Origin of the sequence: Serratia sp. LS-1, from assembly GCF_003719595.1 — a bacterium.
GTDB classification, from domain to species: Bacteria; Pseudomonadota; Gammaproteobacteria; order Enterobacterales; family Enterobacteriaceae; genus Serratia; species Serratia ureilytica.
In genome coordinates this window covers 2,678,886-2,697,013 of the sequence record NZ_CP033504.1, presented here as the reverse complement: position 1 = coordinate 2,697,013, position 18,128 = coordinate 2,678,886, and the positions used below count along the sequence as shown (strand labels likewise).

The window sequence follows — 18,128 nt, the reverse complement described above, 5'->3', positions numbered from 1 at the left end:
GTGTGAACGGGGCGAATAATAGCGAGGCGCCGTCGGCATGTCAAAGGCGGATTACACATTCTGTGACTGTTTGCTTACAGAATGCGCAACCCGTTGAGTTTTTTGGCAGATTTAGCCCTCGGGCGCTCGCTGCAAGCGCAGCTGATAGCGGTAAACACCGGCGGTGAGCAGGTAATCCCGGTGCACGCTCGGGCTCCAGGAGTCGTCGCCGCCCACCCCCATATGGAAACCGTCCAGATGCAGCCAGGTGCCTGCTTCCGGCTGCAGCAGATGCTGGTGGCTGCAGGCCATCAGCTGTTGCAGGCCGTAGCGGCTGAGCGAGAAGTGGAAGCGGCCGTCGATGCGCCAGCCGCCGTAGCGCAGGCTGCGGGTGTCGCAGCGCAGGCCGTTCTCGCCGGGGAAAATATATGGCGTGTGCAGATCCGCCAGCGGCAGGCGCCAGCGCCCGTGCTGCGCGGCCAGGCGGCGATCCGGGTAGTTCTCGTGCGGGCCCAGGCCCAGCCATTCCACCTGCGGTTGCACCGTCGCCAGTTGGCAGTGCAGGCCGATGCGCGCCGGCGGCGGCAGGGCGTCGGCCACCTCGACCTCCACGTTCACGCTCACCGCGCCCAGCGCGTCGAACAGCCACTGCTTGCGGCTAATCAGCAAAATCTGCCCGTCCACGCCGAACTGGTGTTCGCTCACCACCCGCACGCCGTTTTGCAGCGCATCGGCCTGCAACTGCGTGCAGCGCTCCTCCAGCCGGTACAGGCCCGCCAGCTTCCAGCGTTCGACCCAGGCGTTGGGATCGATATGGTCCGCCTCGCTGACGCCGATGTCGTTATCGATCGGCGCGCGCGCAAAGCCGTCGCGCAGCGGCGTCAGCAGCTGCGGCTGCTCATTCTGCCACCACTGCGTCAGGTGGCCGCTGCTGCGCTCGAAGCGCCAGCGCTGGTCGCCGTGGGTGAGCGTCAGCCCCTGATCGTCTTCAGCCAGCGTGGGCGGCACGCCCTGCGCCGGCGGCGGCGCGGGATGCAGCGCGCGCGGCACTCGCCACTGCTCCCAGGCGCAGCGGTGGTGCGCTTCGGACCAGTCGGTGGCCTGCGGCTGCACCACCTCCACGTTCAGCCACAGCTCGCCGGGCTGATGCAGCATCGGCAGGCGATCGAGCAGGGTGAAGCGAGTGCTGCCCTGCGGCGGCAGCGCCAGATCGAAGCTGCCGCTGGCGCGCTCCACGCCGTCCAGCTCCAGCCGCCAGTTGAGCTGCTCGTTGTCGGTGTGGCGGAACAGGTAATCGCTGGTGACGGTCAGCGTCAGCGAGGCGGCGTCGAAGGCGAAGCGGAACAGCTGCTGCGCCCGTTGCGCTTCAAACAGCGCCGGGTGCGGGGTGCGATCCGCGAACACCAGCCCGTTCAGGCAGAACTGGCGATCGTTGGGGGTGTCGCCGAAGTCGCCGCCGTAGGCCCAGAACTCTTCGCCGCGCTCGTCGCGTTTGATCAGCGCCTGATCGACCCAGTCCCAGACAAAGCCGCCCTGCAGGCGCGGATGTGCGTGGAACGCGCGCCAGTAGCGCTCGAAACCGCCAAAACTGTTGCCCATCGCGTGGGCGTATTCGCACAGGATCAGCGGGCGCGGCTCCTCCGGCAGGCCGATCCACTTGCCGATCGCCCATTTGGGCACCGCCGGGAACGGCTGATCCTGATCCACTCGCGCATACATCGGGCAGATGATGTCGGTGGCGGCGGTGTCGGCGCCGCCGCCTTCATATTGCACCGGGCGGGTCGGATCCTGGCTTTTCACCCAGCGGTACAGCGCGTCGTGGTTTGCGCCGTGGCCGGACTCGTTGCCCAGCGACCAGATAATGATGCAAGGGTGATTGCGATCGCGTTGCACCATGCGGGTGACGCGCTCGCTCATCGCCGGCAGCCACAGCGGATCGTCAGCCAGGCGGTTCATCGGCTGCATGCCGTGGGTCTCGATATTGGCTTCGTCCACCACGTACAGCCCGTAGCGATCGCACAGCCGATACCACAGCGGGTGGTTGGGGTAATGCGAGCAGCGCACCGCGTTGAAGTTGTGCTGCTTCATCAGCAGGATGTCGTGGCGCATCGTCGCCTCGTCCATCACCTGGCCGTGGCGCGGATGATGCTCGTGGCGGTTAACGCCGCGGATCAGCAGCGGCTGCCCGTTGAGCTTCAACAGCCCGCCGCTGATTTCCACCTGGCGGAAGCCGACGTCATAGGCCTCCACCTCGATAATCTCCCCTTCGGGCGAGAGCAGGGCGACGGTGGCGCGATACAGCGCGGGCGTTTCGGCGCTCCACAGCGCCGGGCGCTCCACCGGCAGCCGCAGGGTGACGCGATCGTCATAGGCGCCGCGCTCGTCCACGATCTCGCTGCCGAGGGGCTGGGTGCGTTCGGCCACCCGCGCGCCGTCGCGCCACAGCTGAACCTGCACCTGTAGCGGGCCGGGCCGGCTGGCGCGCGCCGTCACTACCAGTTCGCCGCGGGTAAAGCGGTCATGCAGCGGCGTGGTGATGCGCACATCGCTCAGGTGCGCGGCGGGTTTGTGCAGCAGGCTGACGTCGCGGAAGATGCCGCTCATGCGCCACATGTCCTGATCTTCCAGATAGCTGCCGTCGCACCAGCGCAGCACCATCACCGCCAGCCGGTTTTCACCCGGCCGCAGCCACGGGCTGAGATCGAACTCCGCCGGCAGGCGGCTGTCCTGCGAATAGCCGACCCAATGGCCGTTGCACCATAAATAGAACGCCGAGTTGACGCCGTCGAAGATGACGCGCGTCTGGCCGGCGGCCAGCCAGGCCGGATCGACGCTGAAGGCGCGCGAGTAGCAGCCGGTCGGGTTGTCTTCCGGCACGCGCGGCGGATCGACCGGGAACGGGTAGCGCACGTTGGTGTAGATCGGCGCGTCGTAGCCGGCAAGCTGCCAGTTGCCCGGCACCGCCAGCGGGGCGGCGTCCGGCAGATCCTGCTGCAGCCAGCTCTCCGGCGCGGCCTCTGGGCGCGGGAAATAGCTGAAGCGCCACTCGCCGTTCAGCGATCGGCGGCTGGCGCTGGGGGCGTCGTCGCGCGCGTCTTCCACCGTGCGCCAGCTGGCGAACGGCGGGTGGGCGTCCAGCCGGCGGTAGTGGGTGCAGGCGGGGTTTTGCCAGTCACGGCGGGCGAGGATCTCGGTCAGGGAAGCTAGGGGCGCAGCAGGCATCGGCGATCGTCCAGTCGGCTAGGTGATGCTCACCAAGATGCTGACCGGCGCATAAAAAGTAAAGCGGTTACACGCAACCTTGCAAGGGCGATCAAATAACCGTTAATGCGGCTCGCCGGCGCGATAGATCCGCTGTGGGCGGCCTACCTTGCCGTAAATGATCTCGGCGCGCAGCTGCTGCGCGGCGGTGCAAAACTCCAGATAACGGCGCGCGGTGGTGCGGCTGAGCCCCATTTTTTGCGCAACGCTTTCAGCGGTGTGCCGCGCGGCGGGTTCGGCGAACAGCGCGCGGACCTTGCCCAGCGTCAGCTCGTCGATGCCGGCGGGCAGCGCCGCCTGCTGCTCGCTGCGGGCGTAGGTATTGAACATCTCGTCGATGCGGCGCTGGTTGAGGCGCGCTTTGTCCTTCAACGCTTCGCGGCGCTGGCTGAAGCGCAGCAGCGTCTGGCTCAGCCGGTCATAGGCCAGCGGTTTGATCAGGTAGTCGAACACGCCGTAGCGCAACGCCTCGGCCACGGTGGCCATGTCGCTGGCGGCAGTGATGAACACGATGCCGCCGCGATACCCGCTCAGCGTCAGTTCGCGCAGCAGGGTGATGCCCTGGCCGTCCGGCAGAAAGTTGTCCAGCAGGATCAGATCCGGCTTGAAGCGTTCGGTCATGGCGCGCGCCTGCGCCAGCGTGCCGGCCAGCCAAATCTGGCGGCAGCCGCCGTTCTGGCGGATAAACTCCGCGTGCATCTCCGCCAGCGGCGTTTCGTCTTCAACGATCAGGATGTTCAGCCATTCCATAGTGCGACCCGTAATTGCAATAAAAATGCTAAGTGAATGTAAGTGAATTGCGGCGCCAAATAAAGATTATCTCAATAATAAACACCATAAGATTAATTAAGCAAATAAAGAACATTAAATAACTTATTAACCGGGATCGGTTTGTGAAATAGGTCAATAATCCGCGTTTTTTTTCTGCTTACCATGGGTTTATCGAACGAGAGGATGATTTTATCTTCATGGTTTTTAAGGTTTTAATTGCCATTTCTGATGTTAATTAAAATGCCTTTTTGTATTTCATTTGTTGTTTGCCAGTTAACCCAGAGAGCGTGTTATGTTAGGCGATGCCGTATTTAATCGGGTAAAGCGATCGGATCATAAAGCGATTTCGGAAATAAGCGCCTTCTTGCGCAGTAACGATCTGAATATCGACACCACGGTTGAAATATTTATTACCGTTACCCAGCACGACAAATTGGTCGCCTGCGGCGGCATCGCCGACAATATTATCAAATGCGTCGCCATCAGCCCGCTGATGCGCGGCGAAGGGTTGGCGCTGGCGCTGGCGACCGAGCTGGTGAACCTGGCCTACGAGCGCCACCACACCCAGCTGTTTATCTACACCAAGGTGCAGAACGAGCCGCTGTTCCGCCAGTGCGGTTTCTACCCGATCGCCACCGTGCCGGGCATCGTGGTGCTGATGGAAAACAGCCCGTGCCGCCTGAAGCGCTACGCCGCCCAGCTGGCGAGCCAGCGCCGGCCGGGCGACACCATCGGCAGTATCGTGATGAACGCCAACCCCTTTACCCGCGGGCACCAGTATCTGGTGCGTCAGGCGGCCAAGCGCTGCGACTGGCTGCACCTGTTTCTGGTGAAGGAAAACACCTCGCGCTTCAGCTATGAAGACCGGCGCCGGCTGGTGCTGGCCGGCACCGCCGATATCCCCAACCTCACGGTACACGAAGGCTCGCAGTACGTGATCTCGCGCGCCACTTTCCCCTGTTACTTCATCAAGGACCAGGGCGTGGCCGACGACTGTTACACCGAAATCGATCTGAAGATCTTCCGCCAGTATCTGGCGCCCGCGCTGGGCATCACCCACCGCTTCGTCGGCAACGAGCCGTTCTGCGCGGTGACCGCGAAATACAACCGCGACATGCGCTACTGGCTGGAAACGCCGGCGCTGCCCAGCCCGCCGATCGCGCTGGTGGAAATCGAGCGTTTGCAATATCAGGGCACGGCGATCTCCGCCTCCTGGGTGCGCAAGCTGCTGGCGGCGGGGGACTTCCACGCCGCCGCGCCGCTGGTGCCGCCGGACACCCTGTACTACCTGCAGGATCTGCAAACGCAGCGCCGGGCCAAGGCGGCCCCGCATCCTTTTGAGTCCGCACAATCAGGTGAATGATGAAAATTATCCGAGAAGCAATGGCCGGCACGCTGGAATCCAGCGATGTCATGGTGCGCATCGCGCCCGCCGAGGGGCCGCAGCACGATCTGTTGATCGCCAGCAGCGTGGAAAAACAGTTCGGCGCGGCGATCCGCCGCACCCTGCTGGAGGTGCTGCAGCGTTATGAGGTGGAGCCGGTGCAGGTGATCGTCGACGACAAAGGGGCGCTGGACTGCGTGCTGCGCGCCCGGCTGGAAACCGCGCTGATGCGCGCCTGCGAGGGCGGCCAACTGCCGTGGGAGGCGAAAGATGAAAACGCTGAATAAAACCCGGCTGCGCCGCAGCATGCTGTTCGTTCCCGGCGCTAACGCGGCGATGGTCAGCAACGCCTTTATCTATCAGGCTGATGCGCTGATGTTCGATCTGGAAGACTCGGTGATCCTGCGTGAAAAAGACGCGGCGCGCCGGCTGGTGTACCACGCGTTGCAGCATCCGCTGTACCAGGAGGTGGAAACCATCGTGCGCGTCAATGCGCTCGATTCCGCCTACGGCCTGGCGGACTTGCAGGCGGTGGTGCGCGGCGGCGCGGACATCGTGCGCCTGCCGAAGACCGACAGCGCGCAGGACGTTGTCGACATGGAGCGCGAGATCGCCGCCATCGAGGCGGCCTGCGGCCGGCCGGTAGGCAGCACCGGGCTGCTGGCGGCGATCGAATCGGCTCAGGGCATCACCAACGCGGTGGCGATCGCGCACGCTTCGCCGCGGCTTATCGGCATCGCGCTGGGGGCGGAAGACTATGTGCGCAACCTGCGCACCGAACGCTCGCCGGAGGGCATTGAGCTGCTGTTCGCCCGCTGCTCGCTGCTGCAGGCGGCGCGCGCCGCCGGCATTCAGGCGTTCGACACCGTCTACTCCGACGCCAACAACGAGACCGGCTTCCTGCAGGAAGCGGCGCTGATCAAACAGCTCGGCTTCGACGGCAAATCGCTGATCAACCCGCGCCAGATTGAGCTGCTGCACAACCTGTACGCGCCGACCGCCAAAGAGGTGGCGCACGCGCAGCGGGTGGTGGACGCCGCCGAAGCGGCGGAGCGGGAAGGGCGCGGCGTGGTGTCGCTCAACGGAAAAATGGTCGACAGCCCGGTGATTGAACGCGCCCGGCTGGTGCTGGAGCGCGCCGCGCTGTCCGGCTTACGGGAAGAACCGGCGCAGCACGGGGAGGAAGCATGATGAACCGCCAACAACGATTGATGACCTTCGCCAACCCGGCGGATCTGCCGGGCTATCAGGACGTGTCCAAAGCCAACCTGCAGGCGCGTAAACCGCGCGATCTCAAGCTGTGCGACTCCTTGCAGGAAGCGGTGCGCCGCAGCGGGCTGCAGGACGGCATGACCATCTCCTTCCACCATGCATTTCGCGGCGGCGATCTGGCGCTCAATCAGGTGATGGAGACGCTGGCGGCGATGGGGTTCCGCAACCTGACGCTGGCCTCCAGCTCGCTGACCGACTGCCATGCGCCGTTGGTTGAGCATATCCGCCACGGCGTGGTGAGCCGCATTTACACCTCCGGGCTGCGCGGCCCGCTGGCGGACGCCGTTTCGCGCGGCTTGCTGGCGGAGCCGGTGCAAATTCACTCGCACGGCGGCCGGGTCAATCTGATCGAATCCGGCGAGCTGAAGATAGACGTGGCCTTCCTCGGCGTGCCGGCCTGTGATGAGTTCGGCAACGCCAACGGCTACAGCGGTGAAGCCTGCTGCGGCTCGCTCGGCTATGCGCGGGTGGACGCCGAGGCGGCGGGTACCGTGGTGTTGCTGACCGAGCAGCTGGTGCCGTATCCGCATCATCCCGCCAGCCTGGCGCAGGATCGGGTGGATCTGATCGTGCAGTTGGAGCGGGTGGGCGACGCCGACAAGATCGGCGCCGACGCCACGCGCATGACCTCTAACCCGCGCGAGCTGTTGATCGCCCGCCGCGCCGCCGAGGTGATCGCCGGCTCCGGCTACTTCACTGAAGGGTTCTCGCTGCAAACCGGCACCGGCGGCGCCTCGCTGGCGGTGACCCGGTTCCTGGAGGACAAGATGCGCGCCCGCGGCATTCGCGCCGCGTTCGCCCTCGGCGGCATCACCTCGACCATGGTGGATCTGCACGAGAAGGGGTTGATCGGCAAGCTGCTGGACGTGCAGAGCTTCGATCGGGCGGCGGCGACCTCGCTGGCGCGCAACCCGCGCCATATCGAAATCAGCGCCAACCAGTACGCCAACTTCAGCTCCAAGGGCGCGTCGGTCGATCGGCTCGACGTGGTGGTGCTGAGCGCGCTGGAAATCGACACCGGCTTCAACGTTAACGTGCTGACCGGCTCCGACGGCGTGCTGCGCGGCGCGTCCGGCGGCCACTGCGACACCGCCGCCGCCGCGCGGCTGGCGATCATCGTCGCGCCGTTGGTGCGCGGGCGCATCCCGACGCTGGTGGAGCAGGTGACCACCTGCGTCACGCCGGGCTCCAGCATCGACATTCTGGTGACCGACCACGGCATCGCCGTCAACCCGGCGCGGCCGGAGCTGGCGCAGCGCCTGCGGGAGGCCGGGCTTGAGGTGGTGAGCATCGACTGGCTGCGCGCCCGCGCGCTGCAGCTGACCGGCGAACCGCAGCCGATCGCGTTTACCGACAAGGTGGTGGCGGTGGTGCGCTACCGCGACGGCTCGGTGATCGACGTGGTGCATCAGGTGGCGGAGTAAACGATGGCCGCCGTCGATCCTCAACTGGCCGCCGAACGTGCGGTCAGCCTGCCGGAGCTGCTCACCAGCCGCGAATGCCGTCAGGCGCGCCAGCAGGCGTGGCTGGCGCAGCACGAGTGCACGCTGCTGGTGCTGACGCTGGTGGTGCCCGGCCCGGTGAAGGACAGCGCGTTGACGCGCGGCATTTTCAACCTCGGGTGGGCGGCGCTGCTGCGGCTGTGCGCCGAACAGGGCTGGCCGAGCCCGCAGGCCGAGGCGCTGGCGCTCGCCACCGGCTGCGAAGGGTTTGTGGCGCTGCGCGCCGACGCCCAACGGGTAAAAGATTGCGCTATGCAGCTGGAGGTGAGCCGCCCGATCGGCCGGCTGTGGGATATCGACGTGCTGGATGCGCAGGGGCGAATCCTGTCGCGCCGCGACATCGGCCTGCCGGCGCGGCGCTGCCTGCTGTGCGGCCAACCGGCCAAGATCTGCGCCCGCCAGCGGCGGCATGGCAGCGAGCAGCTGCTGCAAGAAATGGAAAGGATGTTCAACGATGCGATCTCTGCCGATTAATCCACCCGCCCGCCGAGCCGAGCCGGCCTGCGACTTCGCCCGCGCCGCCTTTCGCGCGCTGTTGGTGGAGGTCAACCTCACGCCCAAACCGGGGCTGGTGGATCGCCATAACACCGGCGCCCATCGCGACATGGATCTTGGGCATTTCTACCGCAGCGCCCGCGCCATCGGCGTGTGGCTGCCGCGTTTTATCCAGCGCGGCCGCGAAGACGCCTGCCGGCCGGCGGAGCGGCAGTTGGCGCGGCTGCGGCCGCTCGGCCTGGCCTGCGAAAACCAGATGTTTCGCGCCACCGGCGGCATTAACACCCATAAGGGCAGCGTGTTCTCACTCGGGTTGCTGTGCGCCGCCTTCGGCCGCCTGCAGCAGCAGGGCCGGGCCATCAGTGCCGCATCGTTATGCGCCGAAGTGGCGGCGATGTGCCGAGGGCTGGTGGACAGCGAGCTGCGATGCAACAACGCCGGGCAGACCGCCGGCCAGCGCTTGTTCGCTGCGTATGGCCTCAGCGGCGCGCGCGGCGAGGCGGAATCCGGTTTTCGGTTGGTGCTTGACGGCGCGCTGCCGCTGTATCGGCAACGGCTGGCCGCCGGTGGCGACGAACAGCGGGCGCTGCTGGACAGCCTGCTGTGGCTGATGGCCCACAACGATGACACCAACGTCGCCTCGCGCGGCGGCCTGCGCGGGCTGCGCTGGCTGCGGCGCCGGGCGGCCTTGCTGCTGGCGCAGGGCGGCTCGGCGGGGGAAGCGGGCCTGGCGCGCCTGCGGCGCTTCGATGCCGACTGCATTGCCCGCAACCTCAGCCCCGGCGGCAGCGCCGACTTGTTGATAGTGACCTGGCTGCTGGCGCAGCTGGGTGCCCAAGAATAATAACCAAGCCTTCAGGAGAGTCCCTATGTCCCAAACCCAGGAAAAGATCTGGAAAGCGATAGCGCCGCTGGCGGTGCTCGCGATCCTGTTATTGATACCGGTGCCCGACGGCATGCCGCCGCAGGCGTGGCACTATTTCGCCATCTTTGTGGCGATGATCGTCGGCATGATTCTGGAGCCGATCCCGGCCACCGCCATCAGCTTTATCGCGGTGACCGTCAGCGTGCTGAGCGCCAACTGGGTGCTGTTCGGCGCGCAGGAACTGGCGGAGCCGGGCTTCAAGGCCGGTAAAGAGGCGCTGAAATGGGGGCTGGCAGGCTTCTCCAGCACCACCGTCTGGCTGGTGTTCGGCGCCTTTATCTTCGCGCTGGGCTACGAGGCCACCGGGCTGGGGCGGCGCATCGCGCTGTTCCTGGTGAAATTCATGGGCAAGCGCACGCTGACGCTGGGCTATGCGGTGGTGATCATCGATATCCTGCTGGCGCCGTTCACGCCGTCCAACACCGCGCGCACCGGCGGCACGGTGTTCCCGGTGGTGAAAAACCTGCCGCCGCTGTTCGATTCCTTCCCTAACGATCCCTCTTCGCGCCGCATCGGCGGCTACCTGATGTGGATGATGGTGGTCGGCACCAGCATCAGCTCTTCGATGTTCGTCACCGGCGCCGCGCCGAACGTGCTGGGCATCGAGTTCGTCGGCAAGATAGCCGGGGTGCACATCAGCTGGATGCAGTGGTTCCTGGCGTTCCTGCCAGTTGGCCTGCTGCTGCTGATCATCGCGCCGTTGATCTCCTACTACCTCTACAAACCGGGCGTGACCCACAGCAGCGAAGTGGCCGCCTGGGCGAATACCGCGCTGGGGGAAATGGGTAAGCTGACGCGCAAGGAGTACACCCTGATCGGCCTGGTGCTGCTCAGCCTGTGCCTGTGGGTGTTCGGCGGCAAGGTGCTGGACGCCACCGCGGTGTGCCTGTTGGCGGTGTCGCTGATGCTGGCGCTGCACGTGGTGTCGTGGAAAGACATTACCAAATACTCCAGCGCCTGGAATACGCTGGTTAACCTGGCGACGCTGGTGGTGATGGCCAACGGCCTGACGCGCTCCGGCTTTATCGACTGGTTCGCCCAAACCATGAGCACCCACCTGGACGGCTTCTCGCCGAACATGACGGTAGTGGCGCTGGTGCTGGTGTTCTACTTCGCCCACTACCTGTTCGCCAGCCTGTCGGCGCACACCGCCACCATGCTGCCGGTGATCCTGGCGGTCGGCAAAGGGTTGCCGGGCGTGCCGATGGAGCAGCTGTCGATGCTGCTGGTGCTGTCGATCGGCATCATGGGCGTGCTGACGCCGTATGCCACCGGGCCAGGGGTGATCATCTACGGCTGCGGCTATGTGAAGTCGAAAGACTACTGGCGCCTGGGGGGCATTCTCGGCGTGGTGTACATCGCCGCGCTGCTGCTGATCGGCTGGCCAATCATGAGCCTGTGGTACTGAGTTGACGCACAGCGGCCGCCGCCCGGTGGCCGCTGGTACGATCTTTTCCCGTGAACCCTGTCACACACTTGTCACACTAACCCCGCCATCATACGCAGGCAAACGCTAACACCTTAAAAATAATCATTTTCCGGGAGCCTCTGCGGATGAGAAAAAAAACGTTATTGCTGTGCCTGCCTTTGTTATTCACCGGGAACGCGCTGGCGGACGCCGGCGGTTATCAACTGGAACAGGTGCTGGTGATGAGCCGCCATAACCTGCGCGCGCCGCTGGCCAACAACGGCAGCGTGCTGGCGCAGTCCACGCCGAAGGCCTGGCCGGCCTGGGAAACGCCGGGCGGCCAGCTGACCACCAAGGGCGGGGTGCTGGAAGTGCATATGGGGCACTATTTCAACGCCTGGCTGAAGCAGACCGGCCTGTTGCCGCAAGAGGGCTGCCCGACCGCCGGCAGCGTGTACGTCTACGCCAACAGCCTGCAGCGCACGGTGGCCACCGCGCAGTTCTTCAGCAATGGCGCGTTCCCCGGCTGCGACGTCAGCGTGCACCATCAGGACAAGATGGGCGAGATGGATCCGACCTTCAACCCGATCATCACCGACACCAGCGAGGCCTTCAACCAGCAGGCGCTGGCGGCGATGAACGCCGCGCTGGGATCGCTGAAGCTGGACGCCTCTTATCAGCAGTTGGCGAAGATCATCGACTACAAGGATTCCGCCGCCTGCAAGACCGACAAACACTGCGACCTGACCAAAGAAGCCAGCGTGATGAGCGCGGTGCCGGGCAAAGAGCCGGGCGTCTCCGGCCCGCTGCGGGTGGGCAACTCGCTGGTGGACGCCTTTATGCTGCAGTACTACGAAGGTTTCCCGATGAAAGAGGTGGCCTGGGGCAAAATCGCCACGCCGCACCAGTGGCAGCAGCTGGCGCAGTTGAAAGACGGCTATCAGGATTCGCTGTTCACCTCGCCGGTGGTGGCGCAGAACGTCGCCAAGCCGCTGCTGACCTACATCAACAACGCGCTGCTGGGCGAGCGCAAACCGGACGCGCCGAAGCTGACGGTGCTGGTGGGCCACGACTCCAATATCGCCTCGCTGCTGTCGGCCATGCAGTTCCAGCCGTATCAGCTGCCGCAGCAGTACGAGAAAACGCCGATCGGCGGCAAACTGGTGTTCCAGCGCTGGCGCGACGCGCAGAACGACCGTGAATTGCTGAAGATCGAGTACGTCTATCAGTCCACCGAACAGCTGCGCAAGGCGACGCCGCTGACGCTGCAAACCCCGCCGCAGCGCGTGACGCTGGCGCTGAAAGGCTGCCCGATCGATAAAGACGGCTTCTGCGCCTGGAGCGATTTCGAGAAGACCATGAAAGGCATCTTGTAATGCCCGGCCTCTCTCCCGAATGCGGGGGAGAGGCCTTTTCCCACTTCGTCCAACGCGCCGCCGCGCGGGACTTAACGCCATTTATTTTGCCCAGGGTCATTGTTGCAGGCCGTTTCGGGGGCTAACATCATCAGCCTGCCTGCTTATCATGGATACCGCCGTTGCCCACTTTTATCCGCAATATCGAATTTTTCACGCCGGACGGCTATCCGGGCCAGGTGGCGCGCTGCCAGTTTGCGCTGGCGGAGTATCGCGACGACGGTTTTCCCGAGGCGGGATTTGCGCTGCCGGACCATCTGGCGCGCGCGGTGCCGAAACGCCGTGCGGAGTATCTGGCCGGGCGTGTGCTGGCGCGGCAGCTGCTGGCGCCGCTCGGTTTCGCCGATTTCACCCTGGCGCGCGGCGAAGATCGCGCGCCGCAGTGGCCGACGGGCATCGCCGGGGCGCTGAGCCATAATTCGCATACCGCGCTGTGTGCCGTACACCGAGAGAGCGGGCTGGGCGGCGTTGGGCTGGATGTGGAGACGCTGCTGTCCGTGGCGCGAGCGGAGGAGCTGTGGAGCGCGATCGTTTCACCGGCGGAGCGCGAGACGTTGCTGGGCGAAACGCTGCCGTTCAACGAGCTGCTGACGCTGACGTTTTCCGCCAAAGAGAGCCTGTTCAAAGCGCTGTACCCGCAGGTGCGCCGATATTTCGATTTTCTTGATGCGCGGATGGTGGCGGTGGATGCGCAGCGGCAGACGTTCGAATTGGCGCTGCTCACCACGTTGACGCCGCATTGCTGCGCCGGACGGCGTTTCGCCGGGCGGTTTTGGCGTGAAGGTGACGATGTCACGACTTTTATTTTTTGCTAAAACACAATAATAACAGTGTGTTATTTCTTGTTGTGGCGTAACGCGAATTTGCCGCGGCGTGCGGAAAGATTCATTCATCGGAGATTGACCGACGGTGGGGATCCGGTGTAATTTACCCACCCTTTACAGCTAATGATAATTATTCGCATAAACATTATCATTGGTGAGGCGCAACAAAGGAGTGGTCTTGTGGCGACACTGACGACAGAAAACCAAACCTTCTCCGGGTTTGAGTACGCCGAACAATCGACCTTTTTGTACCGGTCAGAATTCCGTTCCCTCTCCGCCCACGGCGTGTTTGAGCGTATCGAGACGCCGGCGTTCGGCGGCGAGCAGGAAGGCAGCGCGCTGGCGCAGCATATTCGCCAGGCGCTGGCGCGCGCCAAAGCCGCCGGCCAGGCGGCCCCGGTGGTGGTGGGCGCCATTCCGTTCGACACGCGCCGGCCTTCCTGCCTGTATATCCCTGAAGAAAGCCGATTCGTCGCCAACGACAGCTTTATCCGCGCCGCGCGCCCGATGCTGCAACAGCCGCATCGCCTGGTCGCCTGCACCAGTATTCCAGACGAACCGCGATTCAAACACGCGGTCGCGGAAGCGGTCAGCCGCTTTAAACAAGGCAAGCTGGACAAGGCGGTGCTGTCGCGCATCCTCGATATCGAGCTGGAACAACCGGTGGCCGGCCACCGGATCCTCAATAACCTGATGGTGCAGAACCCGACCGGTTACCACTTCTCCCTGCCGCTGGCCGATGGCAGCGTGTTGATCGGCGCCAGCCCTGAACTGCTGATCCGCAAGCAGGGCGGCGAGATCCACACCAATCCGCTGGCGGGCTCGGCGCGCCGACAGGACGATCCGCAGCAGGATCGCCTCGGCAGCGAGCGCCTGATGCGCTCGACCAAAGACAAATACGAACACAAGCTGGTGATCGACGATATTCGTCGGCATCTAGCGCCGCTGTGCGCCACCCTGAGCGTACCCAGCGGCCCGTCGCTGCTCAGCACCGGCACCATGTGGCACCTGTCCACCCGCATTCGCGGCGAGTTGCTGAATCCGGATCTCAACGTGATGCAGCTGGCCTGCCTGCTGCATCCGACGCCGGCGCTGTGCGGCTTCCCGACCGAAAGCGCCCGCCAGCTGATCGCCGCTCTGGAACCGCACGATCGCGGCTTGTTCAGCGGCATTGTCGGCTGGTGCGACGCCAACGGCGACGGCGAGTGGGCGATCGTCATCCGCAGCGGGCTGCTGCGCGGCAACCGGGTGCGGCTGTTCGCCGGCGCGGGCATCGTCGCCGCCTCGACGCCGCAGTCCGAGTGGATGGAAACCACCGCCAAACTGGGCACCATGCTCAACGCTTTCGGCCTGAACAGCGGCGCGCTGTAGGCCTCTTTGCGGCGCAGTGCGCGCCGCATCCTATCCTTTTCGCAGGAGACAACGATGAACAACAACATGACCCGGCGGTGCGCCCGGATGGCGGTGCGCGCATGAGCATTCAGATGGATTTCACCGGCAAACGCGTGTGGGTGACCGGCGCGGCGCGCGGCATCGGCGAGCAGATCGCCCGCCACTTTTTAACCCAGGGCGCCGAGGTGGTGGGGTTTGACCGAGAATTCGCCAATCCGGATCTGCCTTACCCCTGCGTGACGTTGGACATCAGCCGGCCGGAGCAGGTGGAGGCGGTGTGCCGCCAACAGCTGGCGGAGAACCCGCGACTGGACGTGTTGGTCAACGCCGCCGGCATTCTGCGCATGGGCAATACCGAAGATCTGAGCGTGGATGACTGGCACCAGTGCATCAACGTCAACGCCTCGGGGGCGTTTTACCTGTTCCGCGCCGTGCTGCCGCACTTCAAGGCGCAGCGCAGCGGGGCGATCGTCAGCATCGGCTCCAACGCCGCGCACGTGCCGCGCGCGCAGATGGCGGCCTACTGCGCCTCCAAGGCGGCGCTGACCAGCCTGAACCACTGCGTGGGGTTGGAGATGGCGCCGTTCGGCGTGCGGTGCAATCTGGTGTCGCCGGGCTCGACCGACACGCCGATGCAGCGCGGCATGTGGCAGACCGACGATGCGCAGCAACGCACCATTGCCGGCTTCCCCGAGATGTTCAAGCTGGGGATCCCGCTGGGTAAAATCGCGCGTCCGGACGAAATCGCCAACGCGGTGCTGTTCCTGGCCTCGGATTTGGCCAGCCACATCACCATGCAGGACATCGTGATCGACGGCGGCGCCACGCTGGCCGCCTGAGTCAGACCCGCTGGCGGCGCAGCAGGTGCTGCGCGCCTTCCGCCGCCAGCAGCAGCACCGCCAGCCAGATCGCCAGATAGGTTGGCCATTCGCTTTGGCTGATGCTCTCGCCGAGCAGCAGCGCGACAAGCACCAGCAGCACCGGTTCCACATAGCTCAGCAGGCCGAACAGGCTGAACGGCAGCATGCGGCTGGCGAGGATGTAACACACCAGTGCCACGGCGCTGATGACGCCGAGCAGCGGAATGCGCCAATACAGCTCGGCATTGATCTGCAGCGCCGCCGCGCCGCCGTCGCCGAAGGCGAACCAGGCCGCCGCCGGCAGCATCAGCGTCAGCTCGCACCACAGGCCGCCGAGATTGTCGGTGCCGAAACGCCGCCGCAAAATAAAGTAGAGCGGATACCCCAGCGCTACCACCAGCGTCGGCCACGATACGCCGCCCGCCTGATACAGCTCATTGCCCACCCCCGCCACGGCGCACGCCACCGCCAGTTTTTGCAGCAGCGACAGCCGATCGCGGTAGATCAAACGGCCCGCCAGCACCATGGTCAGCGGCAGCAGAAAATAGCCGAGCGACACGTCGAGCGCCTTGCCGTGCAGCGGCGCCCACAGGAACAGCCACAGCTGCACCCCCAGCAGCGCCGAGGTGAGCAGCAGGCCCAGCAGACGCGGCGGCCGTTGGCCTATCCCGACCAGCGTGTCGCTCACCTTGCGCCAATCGCCAGACAGCGCCATGAACAGCGTCAGGAACGGCAGCGTCAGCAGCGTGCGCCAGCCGTAGACCTGTTCGCCGTTCAGCGGGGTGAGGGTAGAGGTGAAGTAATACATCGCGCCGAACAAGATGGAGGCGACGACCGAAAGAGTGATGCCCTTAATCACACGCATTCCTGGTGAGTGATTGATTTTATGGCGGCTACTGTAGAGAAATTTGCCGCCAACGACAATGGCGCAGCCGGGCGCTGGACAATCGGCGGCGGCGGGTTACAATGGATACTGTGTATTCATACAGGTTTTGGCGATGACAATCGATCTTTTTGAAGACGCGCTACCGCCGCCGTGGCGTGAAGAGATCGCCCCCGGCGCGGTGGTGATGCACGGCTTTGTGCGCGATCACGGGCCGGCACTGCTGGCGGCGGTGCGGGGCGTGGTGGCGCAGGTGCCGTGGCAGCATTTGACCACCCCCGGCGGGCATGTGATGTCGGTGGCGATGAGCTGGTGCGGCAACGGCTGGACCAGCGACAGCCGCGGCTACCGTTACTCGGAACGCGACGCGCGCAGCGGCAAACGCTGGCCGCCGATCCCGCCTATTCTGATGGCGTTGGCGGACGAAGCCGCGCAGCAGGCGGGCTTTGGCCCCTTCGTGCCGGATTCCTGTTTGATGAACCGTTACGATCCGGGCAGCAAGCTGTCGCTGCATCAGGATAAAGACGAGCACGACTTCGGCGCGCCGATCGTCTCGGTGTCGCTCGGGTTGCCGGCGGTATTTCAGTTCGGCGGCCTGCAACGCAGCGATCGGGCGCGGCGCATCCCGCTGGCGCACGGCGACGTGGTGGTGTGGGGCGGCCCGTCGCGGCTCTGTTTCCACGGCATCCTGCCGGTCAAGGAAGGCTACCACTCGCTGGTGGGGCCGCACCGCATCAACATCACGCTACGCAAGGCGCTTTAGCTGCGGCTCCTGCGCCAGGCAGGCGACGAGATAGTCGATAAACACCCGCAGTTTGGGCGGCAGATACTGGTTGGGCGCGTAAAGCAACCACAGGCCGCCGTGATAGCTGCTGAGGAAATCCCATTCCGGCAGTACCTGCACGATCTCGCCCTCGTCGAGCGCCTGGCGGGCGGTAAAGTACGGTAGGCTGCCGATGCCGATATGCCGTTTCACCGCGTCCAGCCGCACGCCGGTGTGGTTGGCGGCGTAGCGGCCGCGCACGTTGACCGTCACCGTTTTGCCGCTGCGGCGGAACTTCCATTGCGCGTCGCTCGGCGTTTCTCCCAGATAGATGCAGCTGTGCGCCGCCAGATCGTGCGGGTGCTGTGGCGCGCGGTGCTGCGCCAGATAGTGCGGCGTGGCGCACAGCAGGTGGTCTATTCGCATCAGCTGACGGCCGATCAAGCCCGGCGACGGGCGATCGGTAATGCGTAGCGCCAGATCGACGCGGTCGTCGATCAGATCCATATAACGATCTTCCAGCCGCAGCCTCACGTCCACCTTCGGGTAACGTCGCAGGAACTCCGGCATGTGCGGATGCAGCACGAAACGGCCTACCGCCTTGGGCACGCTGACGCTGACCAGCCCTTCGGGCTCTGCGGCGCCGCGCCCGCCGATCGCCATCACCGCGTCGGCCGCCGCCAGCAGGGTGCGGCAGTGCGCAAACGCCTCTTCGCCGCTTTCGCTCAGCCGCAGTTTACGGGTGGTGCGATGCAGCAGCTGCAGCGCCAGCGCCTGTTCGAGCTTCGCCACGCTGCGGCTGACGGCGGAAGGTGAAGCGCCCAGTTTGCGGGCGGCGGCGGAAAAGCTGCCGCTCTCCACGACCTGGACGAAAACGGCCATTTCGGCCAACAGCGCGTAAGAAAGATTTGTGCTCATGACGCAAAGGTCCATTGTGATGGCGACGGATTATGCTCCGATTATGACATGAATATAATGGCTCTTCGAACCGAGG

The 18,128-nt window shown here is 64.9% G+C and carries 16 protein-coding genes; 12 read left to right on the top strand and 4 right to left on the bottom strand.

Annotated elements, in window-relative coordinates; genetic code table 11:
* Window positions 1-111: 111 nt before the first annotated feature.
* On the bottom strand, window positions 112-3,201 hold the full coding sequence (locus EDY99_RS12955; RefSeq protein WP_123061807.1) for a beta-galactosidase: 3,090 nt from the start codon (window positions 3,199-3,201) through the stop codon (window positions 112-114).
* Window positions 3,202-3,303: 102 nt separating this feature from the next.
* Window positions 3,304-3,990 carry a two-component response regulator DpiA gene (dpiA, locus tag EDY99_RS12950; protein ID WP_047574538.1) on the bottom strand — a complete coding sequence of 229 codons (687 nt, stop codon included), beginning with the start codon at window positions 3,988-3,990 and terminating at the stop codon, window positions 3,304-3,306.
* A 313-nt stretch (window positions 3,991-4,303) separates the two neighbouring features.
* Here dpiA and citC point away from each other — a divergent pair, with 313 nt between their 5' ends.
* The 11 genes from citC to dhbA all read left to right on the top strand — a co-directional run bounded on the left by citC (window position 4,304) and on the right by dhbA (window position 15,467).
* Window positions 4,304-5,374 carry a [citrate (pro-3S)-lyase] ligase gene (citC, locus tag EDY99_RS12945; RefSeq protein WP_004940809.1) on the top strand — a complete coding sequence of 357 codons (1,071 nt, stop codon included), beginning with the start codon at window positions 4,304-4,306 and terminating at the stop codon, window positions 5,372-5,374.
* Window positions 5,374-5,682, top strand: coding sequence for a citrate lyase acyl carrier protein (citD, locus tag EDY99_RS12940; protein WP_004940811.1), 309 nt, complete (start codon window positions 5,374-5,376; stop codon window positions 5,680-5,682). Before citC ends, citD begins: the two co-directional genes overlap by 1 nt.
* Entirely contained in the window at window positions 5,666-6,586 is a 921-nt protein-coding gene (gene citE / locus EDY99_RS12935) for a citrate (pro-3S)-lyase subunit beta (RefSeq protein ID WP_042784990.1), read from the top strand. The genes citD and citE overlap by 17 nt, the downstream gene beginning before the upstream one ends.
* Window positions 6,586-8,091 carry a citrate lyase subunit alpha gene (gene citF / locus EDY99_RS12930; protein ID WP_028130661.1) on the top strand — a complete coding sequence of 502 codons (1,506 nt, stop codon included), beginning with the start codon at window positions 6,586-6,588 and terminating at the stop codon, window positions 8,089-8,091. The genes citE and citF overlap by 1 nt, the downstream gene beginning before the upstream one ends.
* 3 nt (window positions 8,092-8,094) lie before the next feature.
* Window positions 8,095-8,643 carry a citrate lyase holo-[acyl-carrier protein] synthase gene (gene citX, locus EDY99_RS12925; protein ID WP_033651845.1) on the top strand — a complete coding sequence of 183 codons (549 nt, stop codon included), beginning with the start codon at window positions 8,095-8,097 and terminating at the stop codon, window positions 8,641-8,643.
* On the top strand, window positions 8,624-9,508 hold the full coding sequence (gene citG / locus EDY99_RS12920) for a triphosphoribosyl-dephospho-CoA synthase CitG (protein ID WP_033651844.1): 885 nt from the start codon (window positions 8,624-8,626) through the stop codon (window positions 9,506-9,508). The genes citX and citG overlap by 20 nt, the downstream gene beginning before the upstream one ends.
* Before the next feature lie 25 nt (window positions 9,509-9,533).
* The gene (locus EDY99_RS12915) at window positions 9,534-10,997 is read left to right on the top strand and encodes an anion permease (RefSeq protein WP_033643712.1); all 1,464 of its coding nucleotides are present in this window, start codon (window positions 9,534-9,536) and stop codon (window positions 10,995-10,997) included.
* A 146-nt stretch (window positions 10,998-11,143) separates the two neighbouring features.
* On the top strand, window positions 11,144-12,373 hold the full coding sequence (gene agp / locus EDY99_RS12910) for a bifunctional glucose-1-phosphatase/inositol phosphatase (protein ID WP_123061806.1): 1,230 nt from the start codon (window positions 11,144-11,146) through the stop codon (window positions 12,371-12,373).
* A 161-nt stretch (window positions 12,374-12,534) separates the two neighbouring features.
* Window positions 12,535-13,227 carry a 4'-phosphopantetheinyl transferase gene (locus EDY99_RS12905; protein WP_123061805.1) on the top strand — a complete coding sequence of 231 codons (693 nt, stop codon included), beginning with the start codon at window positions 12,535-12,537 and terminating at the stop codon, window positions 13,225-13,227.
* Between the two features lie 189 nt (window positions 13,228-13,416).
* Window positions 13,417-14,607 (top strand): isochorismate synthase MenF, encoded by a 1,191-nt coding sequence (locus EDY99_RS12900; RefSeq protein WP_046896443.1) that lies wholly within the window; start codon window positions 13,417-13,419, stop codon window positions 14,605-14,607.
* Window positions 14,608-14,708: 101 nt separating this feature from the next.
* A complete protein-coding gene (gene dhbA / locus EDY99_RS12895; protein WP_039565253.1) occupies window positions 14,709-15,467 on the top strand; it encodes a 2,3-dihydro-2,3-dihydroxybenzoate dehydrogenase in 759 nt (252 codons plus the stop codon).
* A gap of 1 nt (window position 15,468) precedes the next feature.
* Here dhbA and rarD read toward each other — a convergent pair whose 3' ends face one another.
* Entirely contained in the window at window positions 15,469-16,347 is an 879-nt protein-coding gene (gene rarD / locus EDY99_RS12890; RefSeq protein WP_072627347.1) for an EamA family transporter RarD, read from the bottom strand.
* A gap of 139 nt (window positions 16,348-16,486) precedes the next feature.
* Between rarD and alkB the strand changes: the two genes are divergently transcribed.
* Window positions 16,487-17,134 carry a DNA oxidative demethylase AlkB gene (alkB, locus tag EDY99_RS12885; RefSeq protein ID WP_069099988.1) on the top strand — a complete coding sequence of 216 codons (648 nt, stop codon included), beginning with the start codon at window positions 16,487-16,489 and terminating at the stop codon, window positions 17,132-17,134.
* Here the strand turns inward: alkB and EDY99_RS12880 are convergent.
* Window positions 17,117-18,052: a LysR family transcriptional regulator gene (locus tag EDY99_RS12880; RefSeq protein ID WP_060660522.1), complete on the bottom strand. Its 936-nt coding sequence runs from the start codon at window positions 18,050-18,052 to the stop codon at window positions 17,117-17,119. The two genes, alkB and EDY99_RS12880, sit on opposite strands and share 18 nt — an antisense overlap.
* Window positions 18,053-18,128: the final 76 nt, after the last annotated feature.